This is a genomic window from Arthrobacter sp. 10T419, assembly GCF_056394105.1.
In genome coordinates this window covers 24054-44281 of the sequence record NZ_JBFTHF010000012.1, presented here as the reverse complement: position 1 = coordinate 44281, position 20228 = coordinate 24054, and the positions used below count along the sequence as shown (strand labels likewise).

General features: G+C 63.4%; 21 protein-coding genes. 18 read left to right on the top strand and 3 right to left on the bottom strand.

Going from position 1 to position 20228, the window contains the following annotated elements:
- Window positions 1–19 precede the first annotated feature (19 nt).
- The 3 genes from AC1DBD_RS17000 (at window position 20) to AC1DBD_RS16990 (ending at window position 2356) form a co-directional block, all read left to right on the top strand.
- Complete coding sequence (locus AC1DBD_RS17000) at window positions 20–166, top strand: hypothetical protein (protein ID WP_476982593.1); 147 nt, start codon at window positions 20–22, stop codon at window positions 164–166.
- A gap of 508 nt (window positions 167–674) precedes the next feature.
- Window positions 675–1616: a ParA family protein gene (locus tag AC1DBD_RS16995; protein WP_400160549.1), complete on the top strand. Its 942-nt coding sequence runs from the start codon at window positions 675–677 to the stop codon at window positions 1614–1616.
- A 356-nt stretch (window positions 1617–1972) separates the two neighbouring features.
- The gene (locus tag AC1DBD_RS16990; RefSeq protein ID WP_476982592.1) at window positions 1973–2356 is read left to right on the top strand and encodes a hypothetical protein; all 384 of its coding nucleotides are present in this window, start codon (window positions 1973–1975) and stop codon (window positions 2354–2356) included.
- Window positions 2357–2480: 124 nt separating this feature from the next.
- Here AC1DBD_RS16990 and AC1DBD_RS16985 read toward each other — a convergent pair whose 3' ends face one another.
- Both AC1DBD_RS16985 and AC1DBD_RS16980 read right to left on the bottom strand, forming a co-directional pair.
- On the bottom strand, window positions 2481–4412 hold the full coding sequence (locus AC1DBD_RS16985) for a MarR family transcriptional regulator (protein ID WP_476982591.1): 1932 nt from the start codon (window positions 4410–4412) through the stop codon (window positions 2481–2483).
- Window positions 4413–4523: 111 nt separating this feature from the next.
- The gene (locus tag AC1DBD_RS16980) at window positions 4524–4757 is read right to left on the bottom strand and encodes a hypothetical protein (RefSeq protein WP_011689691.1); all 234 of its coding nucleotides are present in this window, start codon (window positions 4755–4757) and stop codon (window positions 4524–4526) included.
- 449 nt (window positions 4758–5206) lie between these two features.
- On the opposite strand from AC1DBD_RS16980, the gene AC1DBD_RS16975 reads away from it, so the two are divergent.
- The 4 genes from AC1DBD_RS16975 to AC1DBD_RS16960 are packed head-to-tail and all read left to right on the top strand — an operon-like array spanning window position 5207 to window position 8291.
- Window positions 5207–5683, top strand: coding sequence for a hypothetical protein (locus AC1DBD_RS16975; protein ID WP_476982590.1), 477 nt, complete (start codon window positions 5207–5209; stop codon window positions 5681–5683).
- Window positions 5683–6669 (top strand): hypothetical protein, encoded by a 987-nt coding sequence (locus AC1DBD_RS16970; RefSeq protein WP_476982589.1) that lies wholly within the window; start codon window positions 5683–5685, stop codon window positions 6667–6669. The genes AC1DBD_RS16975 and AC1DBD_RS16970 overlap by 1 nt, the downstream gene beginning before the upstream one ends.
- Complete coding sequence (locus AC1DBD_RS16965; RefSeq protein WP_476982588.1) at window positions 6654–7823, top strand: alpha/beta hydrolase family protein; 1170 nt, start codon at window positions 6654–6656, stop codon at window positions 7821–7823. Before AC1DBD_RS16970 ends, AC1DBD_RS16965 begins: the two co-directional genes overlap by 16 nt.
- A 6-nt stretch (window positions 7824–7829) precedes the next feature.
- The gene (locus AC1DBD_RS16960) at window positions 7830–8291 is read left to right on the top strand and encodes a hypothetical protein (RefSeq protein WP_400160543.1); all 462 of its coding nucleotides are present in this window, start codon (window positions 7830–7832) and stop codon (window positions 8289–8291) included.
- Window positions 8292–8412: 121 nt separating this feature from the next.
- Here the strand turns inward: AC1DBD_RS16960 and AC1DBD_RS16955 are convergent, their stop codons facing one another.
- Entirely contained in the window at window positions 8413–8727 is a 315-nt protein-coding gene (locus AC1DBD_RS16955; protein WP_476982587.1) for an ArsR/SmtB family transcription factor, read from the bottom strand.
- 155 nt (window positions 8728–8882) lie between these two features.
- Here AC1DBD_RS16955 and AC1DBD_RS16950 point away from each other — a divergent pair, with 155 nt between their 5' ends.
- Genes AC1DBD_RS16950 through AC1DBD_RS16900 form a run of 11 tightly spaced genes read left to right on the top strand, consistent with a single transcriptional unit; the run spans window position 8883 to window position 20197 of the window.
- Window positions 8883–9887 (top strand): CHAP domain-containing protein, encoded by a 1005-nt coding sequence (locus AC1DBD_RS16950; protein ID WP_476982635.1) that lies wholly within the window; start codon window positions 8883–8885, stop codon window positions 9885–9887.
- Window positions 9884–10402 carry a hypothetical protein gene (locus tag AC1DBD_RS16945; protein ID WP_476982586.1) on the top strand — a complete coding sequence of 173 codons (519 nt, stop codon included), beginning with the start codon at window positions 9884–9886 and terminating at the stop codon, window positions 10400–10402. The genes AC1DBD_RS16950 and AC1DBD_RS16945 overlap by 4 nt, the downstream gene beginning before the upstream one ends.
- 42 nt (window positions 10403–10444) lie before the next feature.
- Window positions 10445–11908 (top strand): MinD/ParA family ATP-binding protein, encoded by a 1464-nt coding sequence (locus tag AC1DBD_RS16940; protein WP_476982585.1) that lies wholly within the window; start codon window positions 10445–10447, stop codon window positions 11906–11908.
- A 34-nt stretch (window positions 11909–11942) separates the two neighbouring features.
- Complete coding sequence (locus AC1DBD_RS16935) at window positions 11943–12545, top strand: DUF6668 family protein (protein ID WP_476982584.1); 603 nt, start codon at window positions 11943–11945, stop codon at window positions 12543–12545.
- A gap of 11 nt (window positions 12546–12556) precedes the next feature.
- Window positions 12557–12826 (top strand): hypothetical protein, encoded by a 270-nt coding sequence (locus AC1DBD_RS16930; RefSeq protein WP_476982583.1) that lies wholly within the window; start codon window positions 12557–12559, stop codon window positions 12824–12826.
- Window positions 12827–12850: 24 nt separating this feature from the next.
- Window positions 12851–13606 carry a DUF8175 domain-containg protein gene (locus AC1DBD_RS16925; RefSeq protein ID WP_476982582.1) on the top strand — a complete coding sequence of 252 codons (756 nt, stop codon included), beginning with the start codon at window positions 12851–12853 and terminating at the stop codon, window positions 13604–13606.
- Window positions 13607–13664: 58 nt separating this feature from the next.
- On the top strand, window positions 13665–14897 hold the full coding sequence (locus AC1DBD_RS16920) for a TrbL/VirB6 family protein (RefSeq protein WP_476982581.1): 1233 nt from the start codon (window positions 13665–13667) through the stop codon (window positions 14895–14897).
- On the top strand, window positions 14884–16392 hold the full coding sequence (locus tag AC1DBD_RS16915; RefSeq protein WP_476982580.1) for an SCO6880 family protein: 1509 nt from the start codon (window positions 14884–14886) through the stop codon (window positions 16390–16392). Before AC1DBD_RS16920 ends, AC1DBD_RS16915 begins: the two co-directional genes overlap by 14 nt.
- Before the next feature lie 54 nt (window positions 16393–16446).
- Window positions 16447–17988, top strand: coding sequence for a helicase HerA domain-containing protein (locus AC1DBD_RS16910; protein ID WP_476982634.1), 1542 nt, complete (start codon window positions 16447–16449; stop codon window positions 17986–17988).
- Entirely contained in the window at window positions 17985–19751 is a 1767-nt protein-coding gene (locus AC1DBD_RS16905; RefSeq protein WP_476982579.1) for a type IV secretory system conjugative DNA transfer family protein, read from the top strand. Before AC1DBD_RS16910 ends, AC1DBD_RS16905 begins: the two co-directional genes overlap by 4 nt.
- On the top strand, window positions 19748–20197 hold the full coding sequence (locus tag AC1DBD_RS16900; RefSeq protein ID WP_476982578.1) for a DUF4913 domain-containing protein: 450 nt from the start codon (window positions 19748–19750) through the stop codon (window positions 20195–20197). The genes AC1DBD_RS16905 and AC1DBD_RS16900 overlap by 4 nt, the downstream gene beginning before the upstream one ends.
- The last annotated feature ends 31 nt before the right edge of the window (window positions 20198–20228 follow it).

Genomic DNA, 20228 nt, shown 5'->3' with positions numbered 1-20228 from the left:
CCAGGCATATGGTGACTAGGTGGAAATTATTGGCACAATCCAAGCACCCGAGGGCAGCCAGGAGCGCGTGAGCGCCCAAGAGGCAACTTATGAAGATGCCCGCGAAGCTCTCAATGGCAGCATTCCAGAGGGCCATAAGCTTCTCGTGATCCGAACCGGCGACTAGTCCACTCCGGATAGCCAGTTCTAGAGACGGCCGCCCTCCGCCCTTGCTTTGACTCCAATGCCGTTATTGACGTCTTTACCGTCAAAGGAGCATTGGCTGCGTCAGGACTGGATTTTCCGTCCATAGGAAGCCGCCAGACTTTCACGCCGACTTTTCCACTCATGCGCCATACGCCATGCCATAAGGCGCGCCATAAGTGATGCACAGACAAAAGCACTAGATGCGGCGTAGCGTCATACCGAACGCACCGCTAGCTTCCGTACTTGAGCCAATGCATCTATTCACGCTTGTTCTTCCGCCTTATAACCAACGTGCGTACGTGCCAGTTACCCGACGCGCTTTCAGGCATGCAACCGCACGAGTGAACCCATGGATAGCAGGGTTAGACGTCCGACAACACGCTCCGCCTCGCTTCAAACGCGTGTCACTACCAAGGACCACGCATCAGCGCACGTAGCCTTAGAGGCAGGAACGTCCGCCTTCCAGTACGTAGGAGAATGACCGGCCGATGGCACGATCACTGCAAGCCTCAGTACCCCCGAAATCCCGCGAAACACGGGCAATTGACCGGGTCATATCCTTGGCTAACGGCAAAGGGGGAGTGGGTAAAACCACGACCGCGGCAAACGTTGGCGGATACGTCGCCTTAGCCGGTTCGCGGGTTCTAATGGTCGACCTCGACCCCCAGGGCGACCTGGCTCGGGATCTCGGTTATGAACGTCAAAGCGGTCGGGAGCTGTTCCAAGCACTCATCGCCGGGACAGCGCCGATGATCCTCCGCAACGTCCGTGAGAATCTAGATGTCATCCCCGGCGGTCAAGACCTCGAAGATATCCAAGGAATCATGCTCTCGCGTTCCAGCCGCTCGGACGCCGGCGACTTCGGCGACATGCTTTACACCGTCCTCGCGCCTCTGGCGGACGACTATGACCTCATCCTGATAGACACCCCTCCGGGAGAACGGATTCTCGTTGAGGGCGCTTTCGCTATCTCCAGCGCCGTCGTGATTCCTACACGCTCCGATGACGCGAGCATCGACGGCGTGGAACGCATCGCCCGCCGCTTTATGGCCGTCCGGGACCGGAATCCGAACTTGCAACTGGCCGGCATCGTCCTGTTCGGCGTCGGACCCCGCTCGTTGCGCCTGGAACGCAGCGTACGAGACACGCTGGAAGAGATGCTCGGCACCGTCGCCCCCGTCTTCGAAACCCGGATCCGGAACCTGGAGAGCGCCAGCGCGGACGCACGCCGCAAGGGCCTGCTGTTCCACGAGTTGGAGGGTGCAGTCACCGACGCCCAGAAGAAACGCCTAAAGGCCCTCCGGGCAGGGGAGAAGCCCGCAGAAGGGTTCTTCTCACGCAACGCCGGGGGACTGGCTGAAGAATACGAGCAGTTGACCGGCGAGATACTGGCCCGCCTTAACGAGATCGAAAGCGGGAACCAGGCATGAGCGGCCGGCCTAACCTTTCTGGTGCTTTCGCGCCATCCGTAGCTCCCGCGCGCGGGGCAGCGTTGCAGGGCCTACTCGCACCGAAGCGGCGGGGGAGCGCTGCCCAAGCGCCAGCCCCGGCCAAGGAACCCGAGTCGCCTGAGAGATCAGCGGAAGCGCTGGCGGAGAAGACCGTCCAAGTTCCGCCCACGTCTGAACTCGAGTCCAATATCGAACAGGGTCGTACCGTCGAGCAGACATCGACGAAAGAGCGGGAGCGCAGCACTGTTGAGCCCGAGCTGGTTTCTGCGACCACTCAGACTCAGAAACCAGCTCCGCGGCAGCAACCGGCGGCTAAGCGGGGCGCCGCATCTGCAGTGAAGGCCTCCGAGACGGTGCCTGGGGGGCTGCGCAACGTCGGGGTCTACCTGCCGCCGGCCTTGCTCGCCGACGTCAAGGATGCTGTGTACCACGCCCGAACGACATACGCGGATCTGCTCATCGATGCCTTTGAGGCTCTGGATGAAGAGCAGATATCGGGGGAGTTCACGGTGGAGACGATGTTGACGAGATCGGGCATGCCGCGGCGCGCACCTCGAAAAAGGGGAGAGGCCGGCATCCAAATTCAGCTGCGACTCGACGGTCTGCAGGTCGCCTGGCTGGATGAGAAAGTCGTGGAGTTCGGCGCTCCGTCACGCAGCGCCCTTGTCTCCGCAGTCTTCAAGCTTCACGTCCCCGCACGCCTAACCGCGAAGGAGTGAGGGACTCATCGCTATGGGATGCGGCCATCCCTCCTATAGTTCTTATGGCTTAGGTTATGGCACGAAGTTAGTGGGCTGGCCCTCGGCAGAGGAATGCTGAACACACAAAACTTCGGCGTTGACCCTAGCCGGCTCTACTGAATGCGACGTCTGCGAGGGTCCATTCATCGGGCGGCCCTTCGAATGTCTCCCACGGGTAGTCTTCGCTGGGGGAGAGGAGCTCGGCGACGGTGTTGACGTGTTTGGCCAGCCATTCGCGCCAGATTATCCGGTCCTGCTTGTAGCGCTGCAGCTGCGCAGCGACCGCCTCCAGGACGCCGAGTTGTTCAGCGAGTTGTCTCAACGACGTCGATGACACCACGGCCCAGGACTTCCCGGCATTCCGCGCCACCAAGTTCCAGGCCGCCAAGATTTCCAGTGCTTCGTTTACCGCTGACCTCGAGAGCCGGGTAACGCGCACGATTTCGGCGATCGGCATGGCGGGGGAGTTCTCGAGTGCTTCGTAGACGAACGCCGCCGGCAGGCCCAGTTCCCGGAAGACGGGGCGTACTGCGTGGATCTTTCCTTTCTGCCATACTGCATCCTCGGCGGCCGTCTTCAGTTCTTCGGGGACGGTCAGCATGTACAGATCGCCCTTAGTCCCGCGAGCTTCTTCCACCAAGGTAACGAGCGGGTCCTTCTCTGTCCGAAGCGCCTTCAAGTGGAGAGCCACGGTGGTGTGATCCAGACCCGTGGCCACAGCCATTGACCTCACCCCGAATTCAATAAACCGGGACCCGGTCATGTGGGCTGCCTCACCGAGAGATCTCAGCACCATTCTTCGTGCCATTCCTGTTCTGGATTCCTGGTAGTGCACCTCACTGATCCGAAGCGCGTTCCTCCATGTCCTAATGAACTGGTGCTCAGCACCAGGATTCAGCGAAATTGGATTCGAACCCTTTAGTACAGGGGGCTGTGTATTTGGCTGGCTTGTGGGGGATCTACGGACATTGTCATTCCCGTCCGCGGGTGCACTCTTTTTGAGATAGGCGACGGCGTTGATCCAGTCCCGGCGCAGAGCCGGAATCCGGTGGCGGGAGGCGTACCGGGCGTAGAAGGAGGCCAGCCCGGGCCAGGTCCCTTGCTTCATGCGGCGTTCCACGTCGACGAGCTGGAGGCCAGCGGCGGCTGCTCCGGTGACGATCGCCTGACGGGCGTCTGAGTCGGTGGCGTACCGGGTGGTGTCGTAGAGTCCGGTCTGCGCCATAAGTTGCATAACCCGTGACATTCGGCCGGCCGGGTGCTTGACCGCGGGTGCCGCATCGGCTGCCGGAGCGAAGGGTTCCTCAAGCCGGAGCGCCCGCGCAGCGTTGATTTCGCCCGCCAGGTCAGCGGTCATGGCTGCCCAGATGTCGGTCGGGTTTGGCCGGCGGGCGACGTCGTAGGCCATGGATAACGACATGGCTAGCTCTTGGTGGCCGCCGCGTTTGTGCGGGGAACCCGGGGTCCGCATGCAGCCGTGGAGAAGGTTCTGGTGCGGGGTCTTGTCCAGTGTCCGGTACCGGGTGCCCAGGGCCTCTACAAGATCGCGCGCTTCAGAGAAGGTGACCCTTTGAGCAAGCGGGATGTAGATGTGGCGGCCGCCGTTTGGCGAGTAGTCCTCGATCCACCGCGCCCCGAACGAGTGGAGCCAGGCCTGGACGGCGCGGACGTCCGCCAAAACCCAGTCGACACCGGCTACCGAGGAGTCGAAGTCGAGGAAGATCGCAGCGCATGTGCCGTCTTTACCGAAAATACGCACCGCGGCGGGAAGTGTGGGTAGCGTCTCGCAGAGGGCGCGTTCGTGCTTCTGCGGGTAGGTCTTGCCGGCGTCCCGGGAGAGTCGAACACGGGGCTGGCCAGCAAGGATAGGTGCCAGGGCAGCCCAGGCCTGAGCGGGGCTGTGAGCAGAGGATGGCTCGCGCGACACGCCATCCCCGTATTGGGCTGGCAGCACGCGACCGTGCTGTTGTACGATGATGATGTTCCTGTCGAGGGAATGGTTAAGGACCGATCCTGCAAGATCGGTTTGCAACACAAATGAAGCCCTGTGAAGGTCTTCTATCCGATCTACGATCTGTTCGCCGGCAAGCTTCCCGGATCGTGGATCTTCAGCTTCGAAGGCCCGCCTAGTGCGGGCCTTCTTCTGTTATGAGGCTATGCGTATCGGCAGTTCCTCCTGGTGTGCGAAGTGATCCAGCAGAGCCAGATCTTCGCGCAGGGAACGGTCTACGGCGGATGAAACGTAGTCTGTGACAGTCATGCCCTTGGCGGCAGCGATCATCTGAACGTCCTCCGCGGTCTTAGCCTGCGTGCGGAAGCCAATGTATTTGCGGAGTCCCTTGCTGGGCCGTCCGCCTCCACGATTGATTACTGCGCTCATGGTCATGTCCTTTGAATCTCGCACAACCTGCGGTTGCGGCTGCTTCATCGCTGGTGCTACTTGCGGTCGATCACTATCAGGTTTCTGTTTACAGCTATCGACTGAGTCGAAACTAGCACTGCTTTCGAAGGCATCCGGGGATTTGTTTACAGAAAACAAACCCGCGTGTCGCGTCGCTCCGGCCCCGAATGCCCAGCGAAATCAGCGAATTGACGTTCACGACTGCCGGGTGGACCCGGGGCGCCCCAGCGCAGGACCGTTGATCGCGCATGCTCGTCCCCTTTTCGTGGAGTGAGGGCGGCGTCCCCAAGCCGCTTGATATGGTTGTCCCCGTTCCATCCGGGATGCCTGAAACAGCCTAAACCATGTTCGAAACATGTTTCAAGCCATGTTCCGTTGAAGATACCGAAGGGCCAGTAGTCGTGACGCAACCCTTGCGATCCCTGCCTGTGACCACCTCTCAGCGGGCTTTCCGCGATGCATCGTCCGCATTCTCATCCTTGGAACTTCCAAGCGCCCTGACTCTAGACCGCCTCGTCAGCGTCGTTGCCGGGATCCGTGGCAAGCAAATCCGGATACGTGCCACTGAAAAACTCGTCGGGACTTCCATCTGTGGTCTCTGGCTTCCTGGAACGAAGGTCGAGTGGGTCTTTCATCCTCCAACGCCCTGGGAGCTACAGCGTCAACAATTCATCCTTCACGAGCTTGCCCACATGGTTCTTGGCCATGACACAACACCGGGCGCAGGGACCGTTCTGAAGAGCGGCTTTCGCGGTCTTTCTCCCGAAATCGTGCGCAGGGCGCTTATGCGGACCGAATATCGGACCCTCGAAGAGGCGACGGCCGAGTATCTTGCCGATCTCTTGGCGGAGGCCTTGAGGAAGGGGCCCCGCGAACCGGGTGCCTTTGAGGATGTGTTCGGCTAATGGAGATCATCGCCGCAGGGCTCATGGTGGCCCTGACTCTTGTTGTTATCGCGTCGCGTGGCCAGGGTAAGGACACCAGCATTCTGTTCGCCTCGATGCTGATCTCAGTGGCAATGCTTCTCAATGTTGACGCTTTATACGTGCTTGCAGACGGCTGGGTCGGGGGGAAGAACTTCGCGGACCTGGCATCAAATCTATTTCTGCTCACAGGGATCTATTTTCTTGCCCGAGCCATCCATCGCGCTGCGGGGCCGGCGTCTTATGGCAACGAATCTTCGTATGACAGGTGGGCCAAGATGGGGCTTGCAGGTGCCACCATCTCGGCCACTGCCCTGTTCCTTTTGGTTGATGCCCCTGTAACGTCGACCACTTTTATGAGGGACTTCGGTGGAGCATGGGCGGCGGGTCTATATTCCGCTGTGCAGTATCTCTACATCGGCGCGGTTATGGCAGCCGCAGGTTGGACGTGCGTGCGGTTCCGAAAATCGTGGACCGCGAGGGTCTATACCATCGCGTTCGCGCTGGTTGGTTTTGGATGCCTATCCGCGGTTCTGTTAGTCCTAGATGTTCTATTACTGGACACCCTCCATGTTCTCGACATCGTCGCGCCTCTCTCGGTGCTGTCCGGAGTGTATGCGGGGTTGAACTCGCTTACATTCTTTTTGCTTTGCACCGGCTTAGCCTTGCCTCCGGCCAGCCGCAAGGTCGCGGCCATGCGCGAAACAGTGCGAACCAGCTCTGTGATTGCTGGTTTGGAACCAGTCTGGGGGCAGGCAGTAGCAGGGAATGCCGGGCTGACACTGGATCTTGGCGTGGTTCCGAAACGTCCAGATCGACGGCGCAGGGAGCTGCACCGCATGGTTGTAGAAATCCAGGATTCTCTTGCACGGGATCCAGACGTACGGGACAAAATCGGGACCAAAGGCCTCACTAAGCTGTCGAATGCCTCCGATCACCTCGAGAGGCTCTCGTGGCGTCCTCGCTGAGCTACGTGTTGCGAGCAGGCCTTTTCGGGGCTGCAGGAGTAGGTGGGGCCGCGCTGATTTGGGCGGCCCGAGAGGCAACGTCACCGACCTACAAGCCCACCTATGACATCGTCCCCTTAGAAATTTCCGACGACCAGATTCTGTTTCGAGCCTCGCGACGCACACTAGCGCCGGGCCAATTCGGGTTTCACCTTTCTAGTGGCGGCCCGCCGGCCGTAATCGGACCGGTCGTATCTGTCCAAAAGGGAAAGGTCCTGCGCCAACTTCTTTTTCGGCCCGCGGATCTTTCCATCTATTCCCGGGGGCGGTGGAGTGGCATCGTCTCGGTGAACCCTTTGTCCGTTGCACCTGACGCGACCGCGGCCTTTATAGAGACTTCCCTCGGCTCAGCCCCTGCATGGGTGATCGACCGCGGAACTAACTGCTGGGCCATCCATGTCCATGGGCAGGGAAGCTCGAAGGCTCAGACTTTGCGTGGGGTTGAGAGCGCATCGGGGCTGGGACTCAGCTCGTTGGTGATTTCATATCGCAACGATGGTGAGGGTCCCAGCTCGAAGGACGCGAGATGCCATCTGGGCGAATCAGAGTGGCACGACATAGAAGCGGCTCTTCAATTTGTTGCGGAGCGCGGTGGAACTGAGTGCATAGTGTTTGGCTGGTCACTCGGGGCCACTATGGCTCTAAATGCCGTACAGCGGTCACCGCTGGCTCGGACGATTAAGGGCTTAGTCATGGTTTCGCCGGCATTGGTTTGGGAGGAGGTGCTGCGTGCGAACGCCCACCATCACGGGTGGCCCCGGGTGTTGGGCTCGCTCATGGCCCGTCTCCTAGCGCTCAGCTCATTCAGCAGACTGGTAGGCCTCGAGGCTCCGATCGATGTACGAGGTGCTGACAGGACCAGGGTTGCGGGCGATCTGGGCATTCCGGTCCTGATCATCCATAACAAGAACGATTGGTCTGTCCCTTTTGAAATTTCGACTCGATTCGCACAGGCTCACGAGGATTGGATCGAACTAGTTGAGTTTGACTGTTCCGGGCACACTCAAGAATGGAATTCCGACCCGGTATGGTGGAACCTAGCCGTCCGCCGCTGGTACGAGAATTGGTTCCGTTCTGGCCCGACCGGAAAACAAGCTGCGACAGCCAGCGAATGAAAGTAGATGGTTGAATTTATGGTTGGCGGTGACAGCCCCCAGACTCGACTGGAGCGAGCGGAGACACTCGCTCGCAAGGTGAACCTCCTCCTGGATGTCGTCGTGGCCGAAGGCGGGGAACCCTATGAGTTCTCCGACATCCAAGCGGGCGTGCGCGAAAATGGGTACGAACTCTCTCGGACGCGCTGGTGGCGTATTCGTTCCGGTGAGTCACCTGACGCTGTCCCAAGAGAAGCTCTGGTTGCGCTGGCCAAATTCTTCGAGGTAGATCCGGCATACCTGACCGATGAAACCGGCGAGCTTCCGGAACGGATTGAGCGCGAGTTGCAGCTCTTGAAAAGGATGCGTCGCAACAGATTAAAGAACATCGCCGCGCGGACTCTCGGCGACATAGACATCAAGACCCTCGAGGCAATTAACGCGCTCCTGGATGATGTGGATGGCGATGAGGGCGTCAATTTGCCCTAGTTTGAACCATGGTTGAAACATGTTTCAATCCTGATATCGTAGATGCGTGCGCACTTCGACATCTTCCAAGATCCGGTCCTGCGCGGTCGCTTGCCACCACCCAACCCCGCACCAATCTCAGTCAGGCGCCTTCGATAAAGGCGGCGTATGCCTGAACCAGTTCGCGAACCCGAGTTCGGTGGATCGCGTATACAACATTCTTGCCATGCCGCAGACCCGCAGGTGGATCAGTTTGGACCAATCCCGCCTTGGAAAGGACATCGAGGTGTCGGTTCAGGCTCGGCCGGCTGATATCCAGAGCAGAGTGCAGACGCCCGACCGTGGACGGGCCGAGCCTGGAGAGGTTATGCAAGATGTCAGCGCGGGCTCGATTGCCAATGAGGCTGACTGCTGCCTCAACATCGACGGGCATCTTCGGTCGAAGCAAATTCGGCATGCCTCAATCTTGCCTGACCCTTTTCGAGGACACACTCTATCAATAAATAATAGAGTTATTGTAGGTCGATCATTGTGGCGCAATTGAGGGTGCCGCGGCTGCAAGTAGGCGCCGCAGTTGGCTTGTTCTCGATCTTTCTTGGCCTGGTCCTGTCGATGGTGCTGCTCCTTTCCGAGCCATCTCCTGCTGCCGCCTGCGGCCCAGCGATTTCCGTGTCCGTGGACGCCAACACCAAGGTCGACGGCTACACCCAGGAGCAGCTGAAGAATGCTGCGTCGATCATGGGCGCTGGTAAGTCTTTGAACCTGTCCGTGAACGGTCAGATGATCGCGGTAATGGTTGCCTTGGGGGAGTCCGGCCTTCGTGTTCTCGACAGCGGCGATCTCGCCGGCCCGGACTCCCGCGGCCTGTTTCAGCAGCGTGGCAACGGCGCATGGGGCTCTTACGAGGACCGCATGAACCCGGCCACGAGCGCGACGAACTTCATGAAGGCGCTGCAGGGTGTGCCGGGGTGGGAGTTGCTTGAGCCAACGATCGCGGCCAACAAGGTCCAGCGCAACGGTGACCCGTACCACTACCAGAAGTACTGGCCCGACGCCGTGAAGATCGTCCAGGCTCTCTCAACCTCGAAGTTCTCTTTGCAGGGAAGCGAGTGTGGGATCCCGGGGCAGTCAGGCGCCGGGAACGACTATCCGTGGAAGAACTCACCGACCTGGATGCAGGCCGGTGCCAACGCTTCCAGCACCTCACCGCTGGGCATGTTCTACCGGGAGTGCGTGGATTTCGCCCTGTGGCGGGTGAACCAGCAGATGGGCTCAACGAGTGCCCCGTTCAAGTTCCTCAACGGCACCTTCCGTCCCGACGGTCAGGGCCTGGGTTCGGCGCTGACGTGGAAGGAAGGCTGGGATGCCAAGGGCTGGCCCACCGGCCGCGCACCGAAAGTCGGTGCAGTGGTCTGGTACGCGCCAGGGGCCGGGGGAGCGGACCCCAGCTTCGGCCACGTCGGCGTGGTGAAGGAAGTCAAAGACAACGGCACTTACGTCGAAGAGGGCTACAACGGCAACCCTGCCCCGGATGACCACAACTACTACACCCGGACCGTGGCCAGCACGGTTCCCTCAGCATTCCTGTACCTGCCCGTCCAAGAGGAGAAGAAGTGAAGAAGCCCCTGACCCTGCTCGCCGTGGCGCTGCTGTGCGCGGCCTGCGCGCCCGCTGCCTCCACCGGGACCGTGCCTGCGCCGTCTTCCAGCGCCAGCACCACACACTCTGCGCCGGTCTCTCTGAGCGCCAACAGCGGCCCCCAGGCACCCGGCGGCACCGTCCCTCCCACCATTGCCATCACGTGGGATCAAGCCAGCAAGGACGATGCGCTGGACGTTGCTGAGAACGCGATGACCGACTTCGCGCGTCCGAGCCTGGATGAGAAGCAGTGGGCCAATGACCTGGCACGCTGGTTGACTCCTCAGGCCACGGCGGATTACTCCTCCGTTGACCCTTCCAATATTCCGGCATCCCGAGTCACGGGAGCTGCCGCCTTGTCCGTCGATGAGGCCAACGGTTACGGGGTCACCGCGGCCGTCCCAACCAACGCCGGGACCTACACGCTGCAGCTGCTCCGCACGGGCAAGGATGCTCCGTGGAAGGTCCACCGTCTCACCCCGCCCGCGTCCTGAACGCCAACCCCCTTTCCCTTCTCACACCTAAGGAACAAGCCGATGGGTACTGCACCAACTGAGGTCATGGCCTTCCCCAGCATCAAGGCCATCGTCCGCGATAACGGCACCGCTGAGGTCGTCGTCGCGGGTAACTCCCGCATCGTGCCTGTCGGGGAATCCCTGCAGGACCTCCGCAACAACGCCCTGGCCCTGGTCGTTGGCGAAGCGCAGACGCTCCAGCGCCCGGTCCGGGTCCAGATCGAGGATCCCGAGGGCCACGGTGAGCTGATCGTCCACCCGGACAACAAGATCGAATCCGTCTCCTACGAACCCCGTACGCCCCGCCGCCGCGCGGAAGCCCCGACCACCACACCGGAGACAGTCGCCCCGGCAGTGATCAGCACCGTTCCCGTTGCGGATCCGGAGCCCGCAGCGAAGTCGGCGGTTCATGCGGAGGGTCCTGCGGCCGTGGCCGAGGACCAGCCGTGGCCTCCCGCGCCGGCAGAGCAGAACGGGTCGGCAGTGGCCGCCCGGGAGCAACCGGCGGTTGCTGCGGAAGAGGCTCCGACGCGGCGCAGCTTGAAGGACACTTCCTTCCTGGTCAGCGCCCCGGTCCTCGAGCCGGCGACCCAGGGCTGGCGCGGCGCACTCACGCGCCTGGGCATCCGGATGGACCCCTCCGAAGAAGAGCTTTCAGAACGCGAGGACATCCGCACCGTCAGCCAGCACTGGCCCGGCCCGCGCACCATCGCCGTGGTCAACCGCAAGGGAGGGGCCAACAAGACCCCCACCGTGGTCATGCTCTCGGCAATCCTCGCCCGCTACAGCGGCGCGGCCACGGTCGCATGGGATAACAACGAATCCCAGGGGACCTTGGGCTGGCGCACCGAAAAGGGATCCCACGACCGCAGCGTCCTGGACCTGATCGACTCTTCGACCGAACTGCTGTCCCCGTCCACGAACGCGGCCGAAATCGCCAAATTCGTCCACCACCAGACGGCGGACAAGTTCGACGTCCTCCGCTCCGATGAGAACGAAGAAGGCGACCACGAAGTCACCGCAGAAGAAGTCGATATCGCCCACCAGGTCCTGACCCGGTACTACCGGCTCGTTGTCATGGACTCGGGCAACACCGCCCGCGCCGCGAACTGGCGACGCATGATCGACCACACCAACCAGCTCGTCGTCCCAGTCACCGCTATCGAGGACCGCGCCGAAGCCGCACGGCTGACGCTGCAGACCCTCGAATCCCGCGGCGGCCACGACGCGGAGCTTGCCCGCAACGCGGTCGTGATCGTCTCCGAGTCCACCGACGCGAAACGGTCCATGAGCGGGGACGCCCTGAAGCGGGCCAAGGACGAGGCCGAGCGAATCGCCAAGGGCTTCGAACCCTTCGTCCGCACGGTCGTCCGCATCCCCTACGACCCCGCCCTGGTCAACGGACCCATCCGGTACGAAGCCCTCCAGCCGGCCACCCAACGGGCCTGGCTCGCCGCGGCCGCCGCCGTCGCCGACGGCTTCTAACCACCCACGCAACGGACATTCGAAAGGAGGACACATGCAGCAGACCCTGAACCCCTGGATCAGCCGCCCCGCCGTCGAGACGGAAACGCCGGAGCCGGAGGTACACACCCCGCCGGCGGCGGCCATCACCGCTCCGTTGCGGGGCATGGTCGAACCCGACGCCGCTGACCGGTTGGGCCGCCGGACCGTCGCCGGAACCGCAGGCCTCTGGATCACCGGGGCGCACGGCGGCTCCGGTGAAAGCCGGCTCGCTGACCTCCTGGACGGGGCACGCGCCACCGGACACTGCTGGCCCGTCCCTCAGGACGGAAGCGCCCCGAAGCTGCTGCTGGTCTGCCGCGCCGATATGCGTGGACTGACCGCGGCCCGCAGCGCCCTCACCCAGTGGGCCTCCGGCGCAGCTCCGGCCGTTGACCTCCTCGGCCTGGCCGTCCTGGCCGACGCCCCCGGCAAAACCCCCAAAGCCCTTCGCGACTTCACCGCCATTGTCGGCGGTGGAGCGCCCCGCCTCTGGACCCTGCCCTGGGTCGAGGCCTGGCGGCACGAAGACACCCCCAGTGTCCCCGCGGCCCGCGAATACCAGCGCTTCACCACCGACATAGCTGCACTCGTAGCTGACACCAGCACCACCAAATGAAAGGTCTCACCATGAACTCTCTCGCCGTCTTCGACTCAAGCGTCATCCCTCACCCCACACCCACGGTTCCCGACCAGGCCAAGGGCCTGCTGACCGTCCTGAACTGGGCCGCCGGAATCGGCCTGGTCCTCGGCGTGCTCGGCGTGATCATCGTCGGAATCACCATGGTGATCCAGCTCCGCCGCGGCGAAGGTGGCGAAGCCATTGGGAAGCTCGGTTGGGTGCTGGCCGGCTGCATCATCATCACCGGCGCCTCAGGCATCGTCCAGGCGTTCGCCTAAACCACCACCACACGGAGGTTCACCATGAGTCAGTGCACCGAAAGCACCCCCGGGGCCAACCCCTTCACCAAGCCGGGGTTCATCATCGCTGCGGCGCTGGTCCTGGCGCTCCTCGCGGCCACCGCCGTCATCTTCCTGCTCCCCAAGGGCGACGGCACGGCCCAGCCCGCTCCCGCATCCGCCTCGGGGGGCGCCTCTTCAACGACCTCAGCTCCGGCGGACGCGGCAGGCCGAAGCGTCTGCGGGCTGCCCTCCAGCACGGATACGGCCCTAGGCGTCGCGCCGAAGTCCAAGTGGGAGCTCGTAGGGAAGATGGCTACGCCCACTGACCCTAAGACCTTCGGCCCAGGGCGCACGGACTCCGCCGGCTTTAGGTCTTGCTTTGCCCACTCACCCACCGGCGCTGTCTATGCGGCTGTCAATCTTGTCGCCCTAGGGTCCTCTAAGTCGCAGCAGATGAATATGGAGCTGGCGGACAAGCTCGTGGTCCCCGGCGTCGGGCGGGATGCAGCCAAGCAACAAGCATCAACGCTGGATCCCACTTCCGGCGCAACTGACACCGTTCAAGTTCGTGGTTTCATGCTGAAGTCGTACTCGGCCTCTGACGCCAATGTTGACCTGGCATTCCAAACCTCCGGCGGAAAGCTCTTTCACGCCGTTCTTCCGCTTCAGTGGCTTGATGGAGACTGGAAGATCAAGGTGTCCGACGACGGACAGCTCATCAATGATGTTGCTGCTCTCAGCGACATGAGTGGCTTTATTGCATGGGCCGGTGCCTAACGTGGCCGAGTGCGCTCCCCTGGATCTCATCTGTAAGGGCGGTAACGCGGTTTCCGGAATGGTCAACGACGCCATGACCAACATGGCGAAAGCGATCATGGAAGGCATGAGTCAGATGGTGACGACTCTGTCGACTTTCTGGGTCTCGATGCCTTCAGCCAACCTCGCATCCGAGGACGGGGTCACTGCCAGCCCGGTGGTTGGGTTCATCAATTCTGAACTGGGCTACTGGACACTGGCCCTGGCGGTTCTTTCGGTGATCCTGGGGGGCACCCGGATGATCTGGGAACAGCGGGGGGCGCCGCTGAAAGACCTGCTCCGGGCCCTGCTCACCCTGACGCTGGTTTCCGGGCTTGGCCTCGCTGTCATCTCCATTTTGGTGATTGCTGCCGATGCGTTCTCGGCCTCGATTATTGACCGGGCAACGGACGGCAAGGGATTCGCTCAGTCGATGGCCATCCTCGTCATGACAAACCAAACCGGGGTGGGGGTCTTTATTCTCATCATTTTGGGCCTCGTAGGTTTGCTTGCCTCACTGGTACAGATCGTCCTCATGGTCGTCCGCGGCGGCATGCTGGTCATCCTGGCCGGCATCCTGCCAACCACCGCTGCCTTCACCAACACTGAGATGGGACGGCAGTGGTTCCAGAAGGCGATCGGCTGGACCATCGCTTTCATTCTCTACAAGCCCGCCGCGGCCATCGTCTATGCCGTGGCTTTCAAGCTCATGGGGTCCTCCGGGGGCAACGTCCTGCTGGGGTCCATTACGGGCTTCGCCTTGATGATCGTCGCGCTGCTGGCACTGCCGGCAATGATGCGATTCGTCACCCCAATGGTCGGAGCTGTCGCTTGCGGTTCCGGTGGAGGAGCCGGAGCAGCTGTAGGTGCCATCGCCACCGGTGCTGTCTCGATGGGCCGTTCCGGAAGTGGACGCGGTAATGCGTCCCCCACACCGGCCAGTCAGCCTGGCCAGGGCGCGGGAGCGCAGGGGAGCAAGGGCGCCGGGGGCAGCAGCGGCGGCAACGGTAAACCTACCCCCGGGTCGATGGGCCCCGGCGGGGCGCCGGGCAAGGGCACCCCCGGAAGCGCTTCAACTGCGGGGACGGGTGCGCCCAGCTCGGCCGCAGGAGCAGGTGCCGCGTCGAAGGCGGCAACCGTTACCGGCCCTGCCGGAATCGCTGTCGCCGCCGGGGCGCAGGCAGCATCAAGGGCCGCGTCGGCCGCACAGCAAACCGCACAGGATTCAACCGGCCAATCAGCATCCATGGAGGGCCCCAGTGGCAGCAATTAATACCGAATACAAAGAACCGTCTTACGGCAACTGGCGGGTTCCGCGCTCGGCCGGCCTCGGCAGCCTGGGAGCCATCGGCACGGGCATTGTCATGGCCGGTCTGCTGGTCGGCATCATCACGTTCGCCATCTGGGGTCTGCTGCCGGGTTTGAGCGTCCTCGGGGTCGCCGGCGTGCTTGTTCTCCTGCTGACGGTCAAGGACAAGCACGGGCAGTCCATCGTTGACCGCTTCGCTACGCGCATGAACTTCCGCCTCGCCCAGTCCTCCGGGACAAACCTCTACCGCTCCGGCCCGCTCGGGGTCACCGATTGGGGCATGTACCAACTCCCCGGGCTGGCGGCGAAGTCGCGCCTGTACGAGTTCAACGACTCCTATAGCCGTCCCTTCGCTATGCTCCACGTCCCCACCACGAACCACTTCACGGTGATCTTCTCCACCGAACCCGACGGCGCGTCCCTGGTCGATCCCGAGCAGGTTGATGCGTGGGTGGCCAACTGGGGTGGCTGGCTGGCCGGCCTGGCCGATGAAGCCGGGTTGGAAGCCGCGGCCGTCACCGTCGAAACCGCGCCCGATTCGGGCTACCGGCTCCGCAACGAGGTGGAGATGAACATCGATCCCGACGCCCCGGAGGCTGCGAAAGCGATCCTCCGCGAGGTCGTCCGCACCTACCCGGAAGGCTCCGCCACCGTGCGGGCCTGGGTGTCCCTGACTTTCACCGCAGCACTCCGCTCCGGATCCCGGAAGCGCGAACCTGAAGAGGTCGCCCGGGACCTGGCCTCCCGCATCCCGGGCCTCGGTGCCCGGCTCCAGTCCACCGGTGCCGGCATCGCCCGGCCGATGTCCGCGCAGGAACTCTGCGAAGTCGTCCGGATCGCCTATGACCCGCCGGCAGCCCTGATCATTGATGAAGCCCACGCCGCCGGCTCCCCTGTGTCCCTGAGCTGGGGCGAAGTCGGCCCCACTGCCACCCAGGCCGGCTGGGACGACTACCGCCACGACAGCGCATTGTCCGCGTCCTGGACGATGACGGGTGCCCCTCGCGGGTCCGTGAATTCCTCGGTGCTTTCCCGTCTGTTGGCCCCGCACGGGGACATCGACCGCAAGCGCATCTCTCTGCTCTACCGTCCGATGGACTCGGCCCGCGCCGCGGCCGTGGTCGAACGGGACCAGAACAACGCCAACGTCCGCATTACCTCCGGCACCCGCCCCTCGGCCCGTGCCCTGGTTGACGCCCGTTCCGCGGCTCAGACCGCCCAGGAAGAAGCCCAAGGCGCCGGGCTGGTGAACTTCGGCATGGTCGTTACCGCCACCGTCACCGAACCTGCCCGGCTCCCTGATGCGGTTGCCGCCATCGAACAAACCTCCGGGAGCGCCCGGGTGCTGCTGCGCCGCGCCTACGGATCCCAGGACACTGCCTTCGCCGCATCCTTGCCACTGGGACTCGTCCTGCCCAAGCACATCCTGCTGCCCAGCGAAATCAGGGAGGCACTCTAAGTGGGACGTCGACTGCACTCGGTCAAAATGACAGCAAAGACAGTATTGACTGCAATGCGAGCCGGCGGCGCGCAGTCTCTGCCGGCAAAGTCCTCAAAGGTCCGCGGGCGGGCTCCCGGCTCACGCGGCTGGGCCGGGCGCGGGGGAGGGGCCACCGCGCTGGTCCCTGCGGTACGTGAGTATCGCGGGACCACGGTTCAGGTCTGCGGCCTGTGGCCGTTTTCCTCGGGCACGTCCTCTCCCTTGGTTGGCGTTCCGCTGGGCCGGCACGAGGAAACGCAGGCCACGGTCTGCTGCGACCCGATCAGCTGGTTCCAGCGCGCGCACCTGATTTCCAACCCGTCCGCCTTCATCCTCGGAAAACCGGGTCTGGGCAAGTCCACGCTCGTGCGCCGCATGATGCTGGGCCTTTCCGGCCGGGGGGTCCACCCGCTGGTGCTCGGGGATTTGAAGGGCGAGCACGTGGACGCCGTCCGGGCCATCGGAGGCGAGGTCATCGAACTTGGTCGCGGACGGGGATACCTGAACATCCTCGACCCGGGACAGGCTATCGAGGTCGCCCAGCTCCTCGAGGAGCGCGGCCACCACGAAGCCGCCGTCCGGGTCCGGGCCGATGCCCACGGCCGGCGCCTGAACATGGTCGTCTCCCTCATCACGATCAGCCGGAACAGCCCGCCGACCGACCAGGAACAGACCATCCTCGACCGGGCCTTGCGCGTCCTCGATGACCGGTTCGACGGCGTTCCGGTCCTAAAAGACCTGCTGGACGTCATCACCGCCGCCCCGGATGAGCTGCGCCAGGTTGCCTTGGACCGCGGAAACATGACCGTCTACCTGCAGGAAACCCGGGCGCTGGAAGCAACACTGCTGGGCCTGACCGGTGGCGGAAAGCTCGGAGAAATCTTCTCCCGCCAGACCACCAACCCCATGAGCCGTGACCGGGCCGTGGTCTTCGACGTCTCCAGCATTGACGAGACAGAAACTGACCTGCAGGCCGCCGTGCTGCTGGCCTGCTGGTCCTACGGCTTCGGCACGGTCAACGTCGCCAACGCCCTTGCCGACGCCGGCCTGGAGCCACGGCGGAACTACTTCGTCGTTCTGGACGAGCTGTGGCGGGCCCTGCGCGCCGGTAAAGGCATGGTCGACCGTGTGGACGCCCTGACCCGCCTGAACCGCTCCGTGGGCGTCGGGCAGGTCATGATCTCCCACACCATGTCCGACCTGCTCGCGTTGCCTGCAGAAGAGGACCGGATGAAGGCCCGCGGCTTCGTCGAACGCTCCGGCATGGTCATCTGCGGCGGACTCCCCGCCTCCGAAATGCCGCTGCTGACTGCTGCAATACCGCTCTCCCGGCAGGAACAGCAGAAGCTCATCTCCTGGCAGGACCCGCCCGCCTGGGACTCCCGCGGCGGCGACGTCGAACCCCCCGGCCGCGGAAAGTTCCTGATCAAGGTCGGCGGCCGCCCCGGCATCCCCGTCCAGATCGGCCTCACCTCCATCGAGGCATCCCTGAACGACACCAACAAACGCTGGCACGCCCCGGCAGAGTCCCTGCTGGAAGCCAGCGCTCCGGTCCAAGAAGAAGGTGCAGCATGAGCGCTCCCAACCGTAAAGGCACAGGGATCGGCGACGCGGTCGGAATCTGGCTGGCCATCGGCGCAGCTGTCATCTTCGGGGGCGGGGCCTGGGTCTCGGCTCAGCTCGGATCCTGGATGGCCGGCCTCGCCGCGCCCCCGGCCCACCCGATTGATCTGGTGGCCGGACTGGTCAAAGGCCGGGTGCCCTGGCCGGTTCAGTCCACCATCGTCGCGTGCGTCCTCCTGGGAACCCTCGTTGCCCTGGCAATCACGGTGCTGGTGGTCCGCTCCCGGACAGCTCACAAACAAACCCGGGTAGACAAGGCCGCCGCCCACATGGGCCGCGGCAAAGCCCTCGACCACCTCAGCACCAAGGGCGCCTCAGCCACCGCGGTGCGCCTCGGCGTAGAGAAATCCACCGGAGTGCGGCTTGGCCGCAGTGTCGCCGGAAAGCGCCCGCTGTGGGCCTCATGGGAGGACATGCTGATCCTCATCGCCGGCCCCCGCACGATGAAAACCACCTCCTACGCCGTCCCGGCTATCCTCGACGCTCCCGGTGCCGTGATCGCGACCTCGAACAAACGCGACATCGTCGACGTGACCCGCCCGGTTCGGGCAGAGGCCGGCGCCGTGTGGGTCTTTGACCCGCAATCCGTCGCAGAAGAGGAACCCTCCTGGTGGTGGAACCCGCTCTCCTACGTCAAGAACGAAGCGACGGCCGGGAACATGGCACAGCACTTCGCCAACGGCTCCCGGGAACCCGGGACCAAACCGGATGCCTACTTCGACCCGGCAGGGCAGAACCTCCTCAAGGCGTTCCTGCTCGCCGCCTCCCTCGACTCCGCCCCGGTCACGCAGGTCTACACCTGGCTGACCCGCCCGCACGACGAAAGGCCCGCAGAGCTGCTGCGGGCCGCCGGCTATGACCTGCTCGCGGACATGGTGACAGGCCACATCCGGGAACCCGAAAAGCAGCGGGCCGGTGTCTACGGCACCGCCCGACAAATGGTTTCCTGCCTGACCGACCGCGAGGTCAGCCGATGGGTCACCCCGGCCCGGGACACGACCGTGGACACGGACCCGCGGCCGCAGTTCGTCCCCGATGACTTCGTACGCGGGAAGGGCACGCTCTACAGCCTCTCCCGGGAAGGAGTCGGCACCGCCGGCCCGCTCGTGACCGCGCTGACGGTCGCCGTCGCAGAAGCGGCCGAAAAGTACGCGACCTCCCAGCCCGGAGGCCGGCTAGCTACCCCGCTGCTGGGGATCCTGGATGAGGCTGCGAACGTCTGCCGCTGGAAGGCGCTGCCGGACCAGTACAGCCACTACGGATCCCGTGGCATTATCCTGATGACCATCCTGCAGTCCTGGTCCCAGGGCGTTGAGGTTTGGTCCCTCGAAGGCATGCGGAAGCTTTGGTCAGCGTCGAACGTGAAAATCTACGGCGGCGGCGTGTCCGAGGTCGGCTACCTCGATGAACTCTCCCGTTTGATCGGCCAGTACAGCTACATCAACATCTCCCGCAGCCACAGCAAACACGGGTCCTCATCCTCGCGCCAGGAGAACAAAGACGAGATCCTGTCCGTGGCCGACCTGACGGCATTGCCGAGGTTCCGGGCTGTCTTGCTCGCCTCCGGCGCACCGGCAACCATGATCGAAACCATCCCCTGGATGAACGGCCCCCACGCTCAAAAGGTCAAAGACTCCCTCGCCGCCCCGAAGAAGCAGCCGCAACCGGTAACGGTTGCGGCGCACAATCCCTGGGTCGACGGGACCGGGCAATGAGTGCAGAGTTCGGAGAGGACGCCTTTCCCGACGAGGACGCCTTTCCCGACGAGGACGCGCCCCAGGCCGGCGCAGCCGATCCGCATGAAGAGACCGAGGCGGTGCTGGTCTTCGACAGCGTCATTGAATTCTTCGTCGAGCTGCTGGCACCGTCATACGTCCGCGACGTCAACGAAGGCGCCGCGTTCGCCTGGTGCCCGGAATGGTACAAACACCCCGAAGCTCTCATACGGATGGAAGCCATCTGGCGGGCTTGGGAGCATCTCCGGCTGGAACCATCCCTAGGGATCAGTACCTGGTGGCTCAACCACGCAGACCCCCACATGCGCGTCCTCATGGACAAAGAAGGCCCTTTCAAAAAATGCGCCTACGACGGCCACAAAACCCCAACGCCCGGGAAATCAGCGCTGCCCCACGTCAGGCCCGAGGCCGGCATCTTTTATTAGGGACCATTGACGGCACGCCACGCAGACCAGT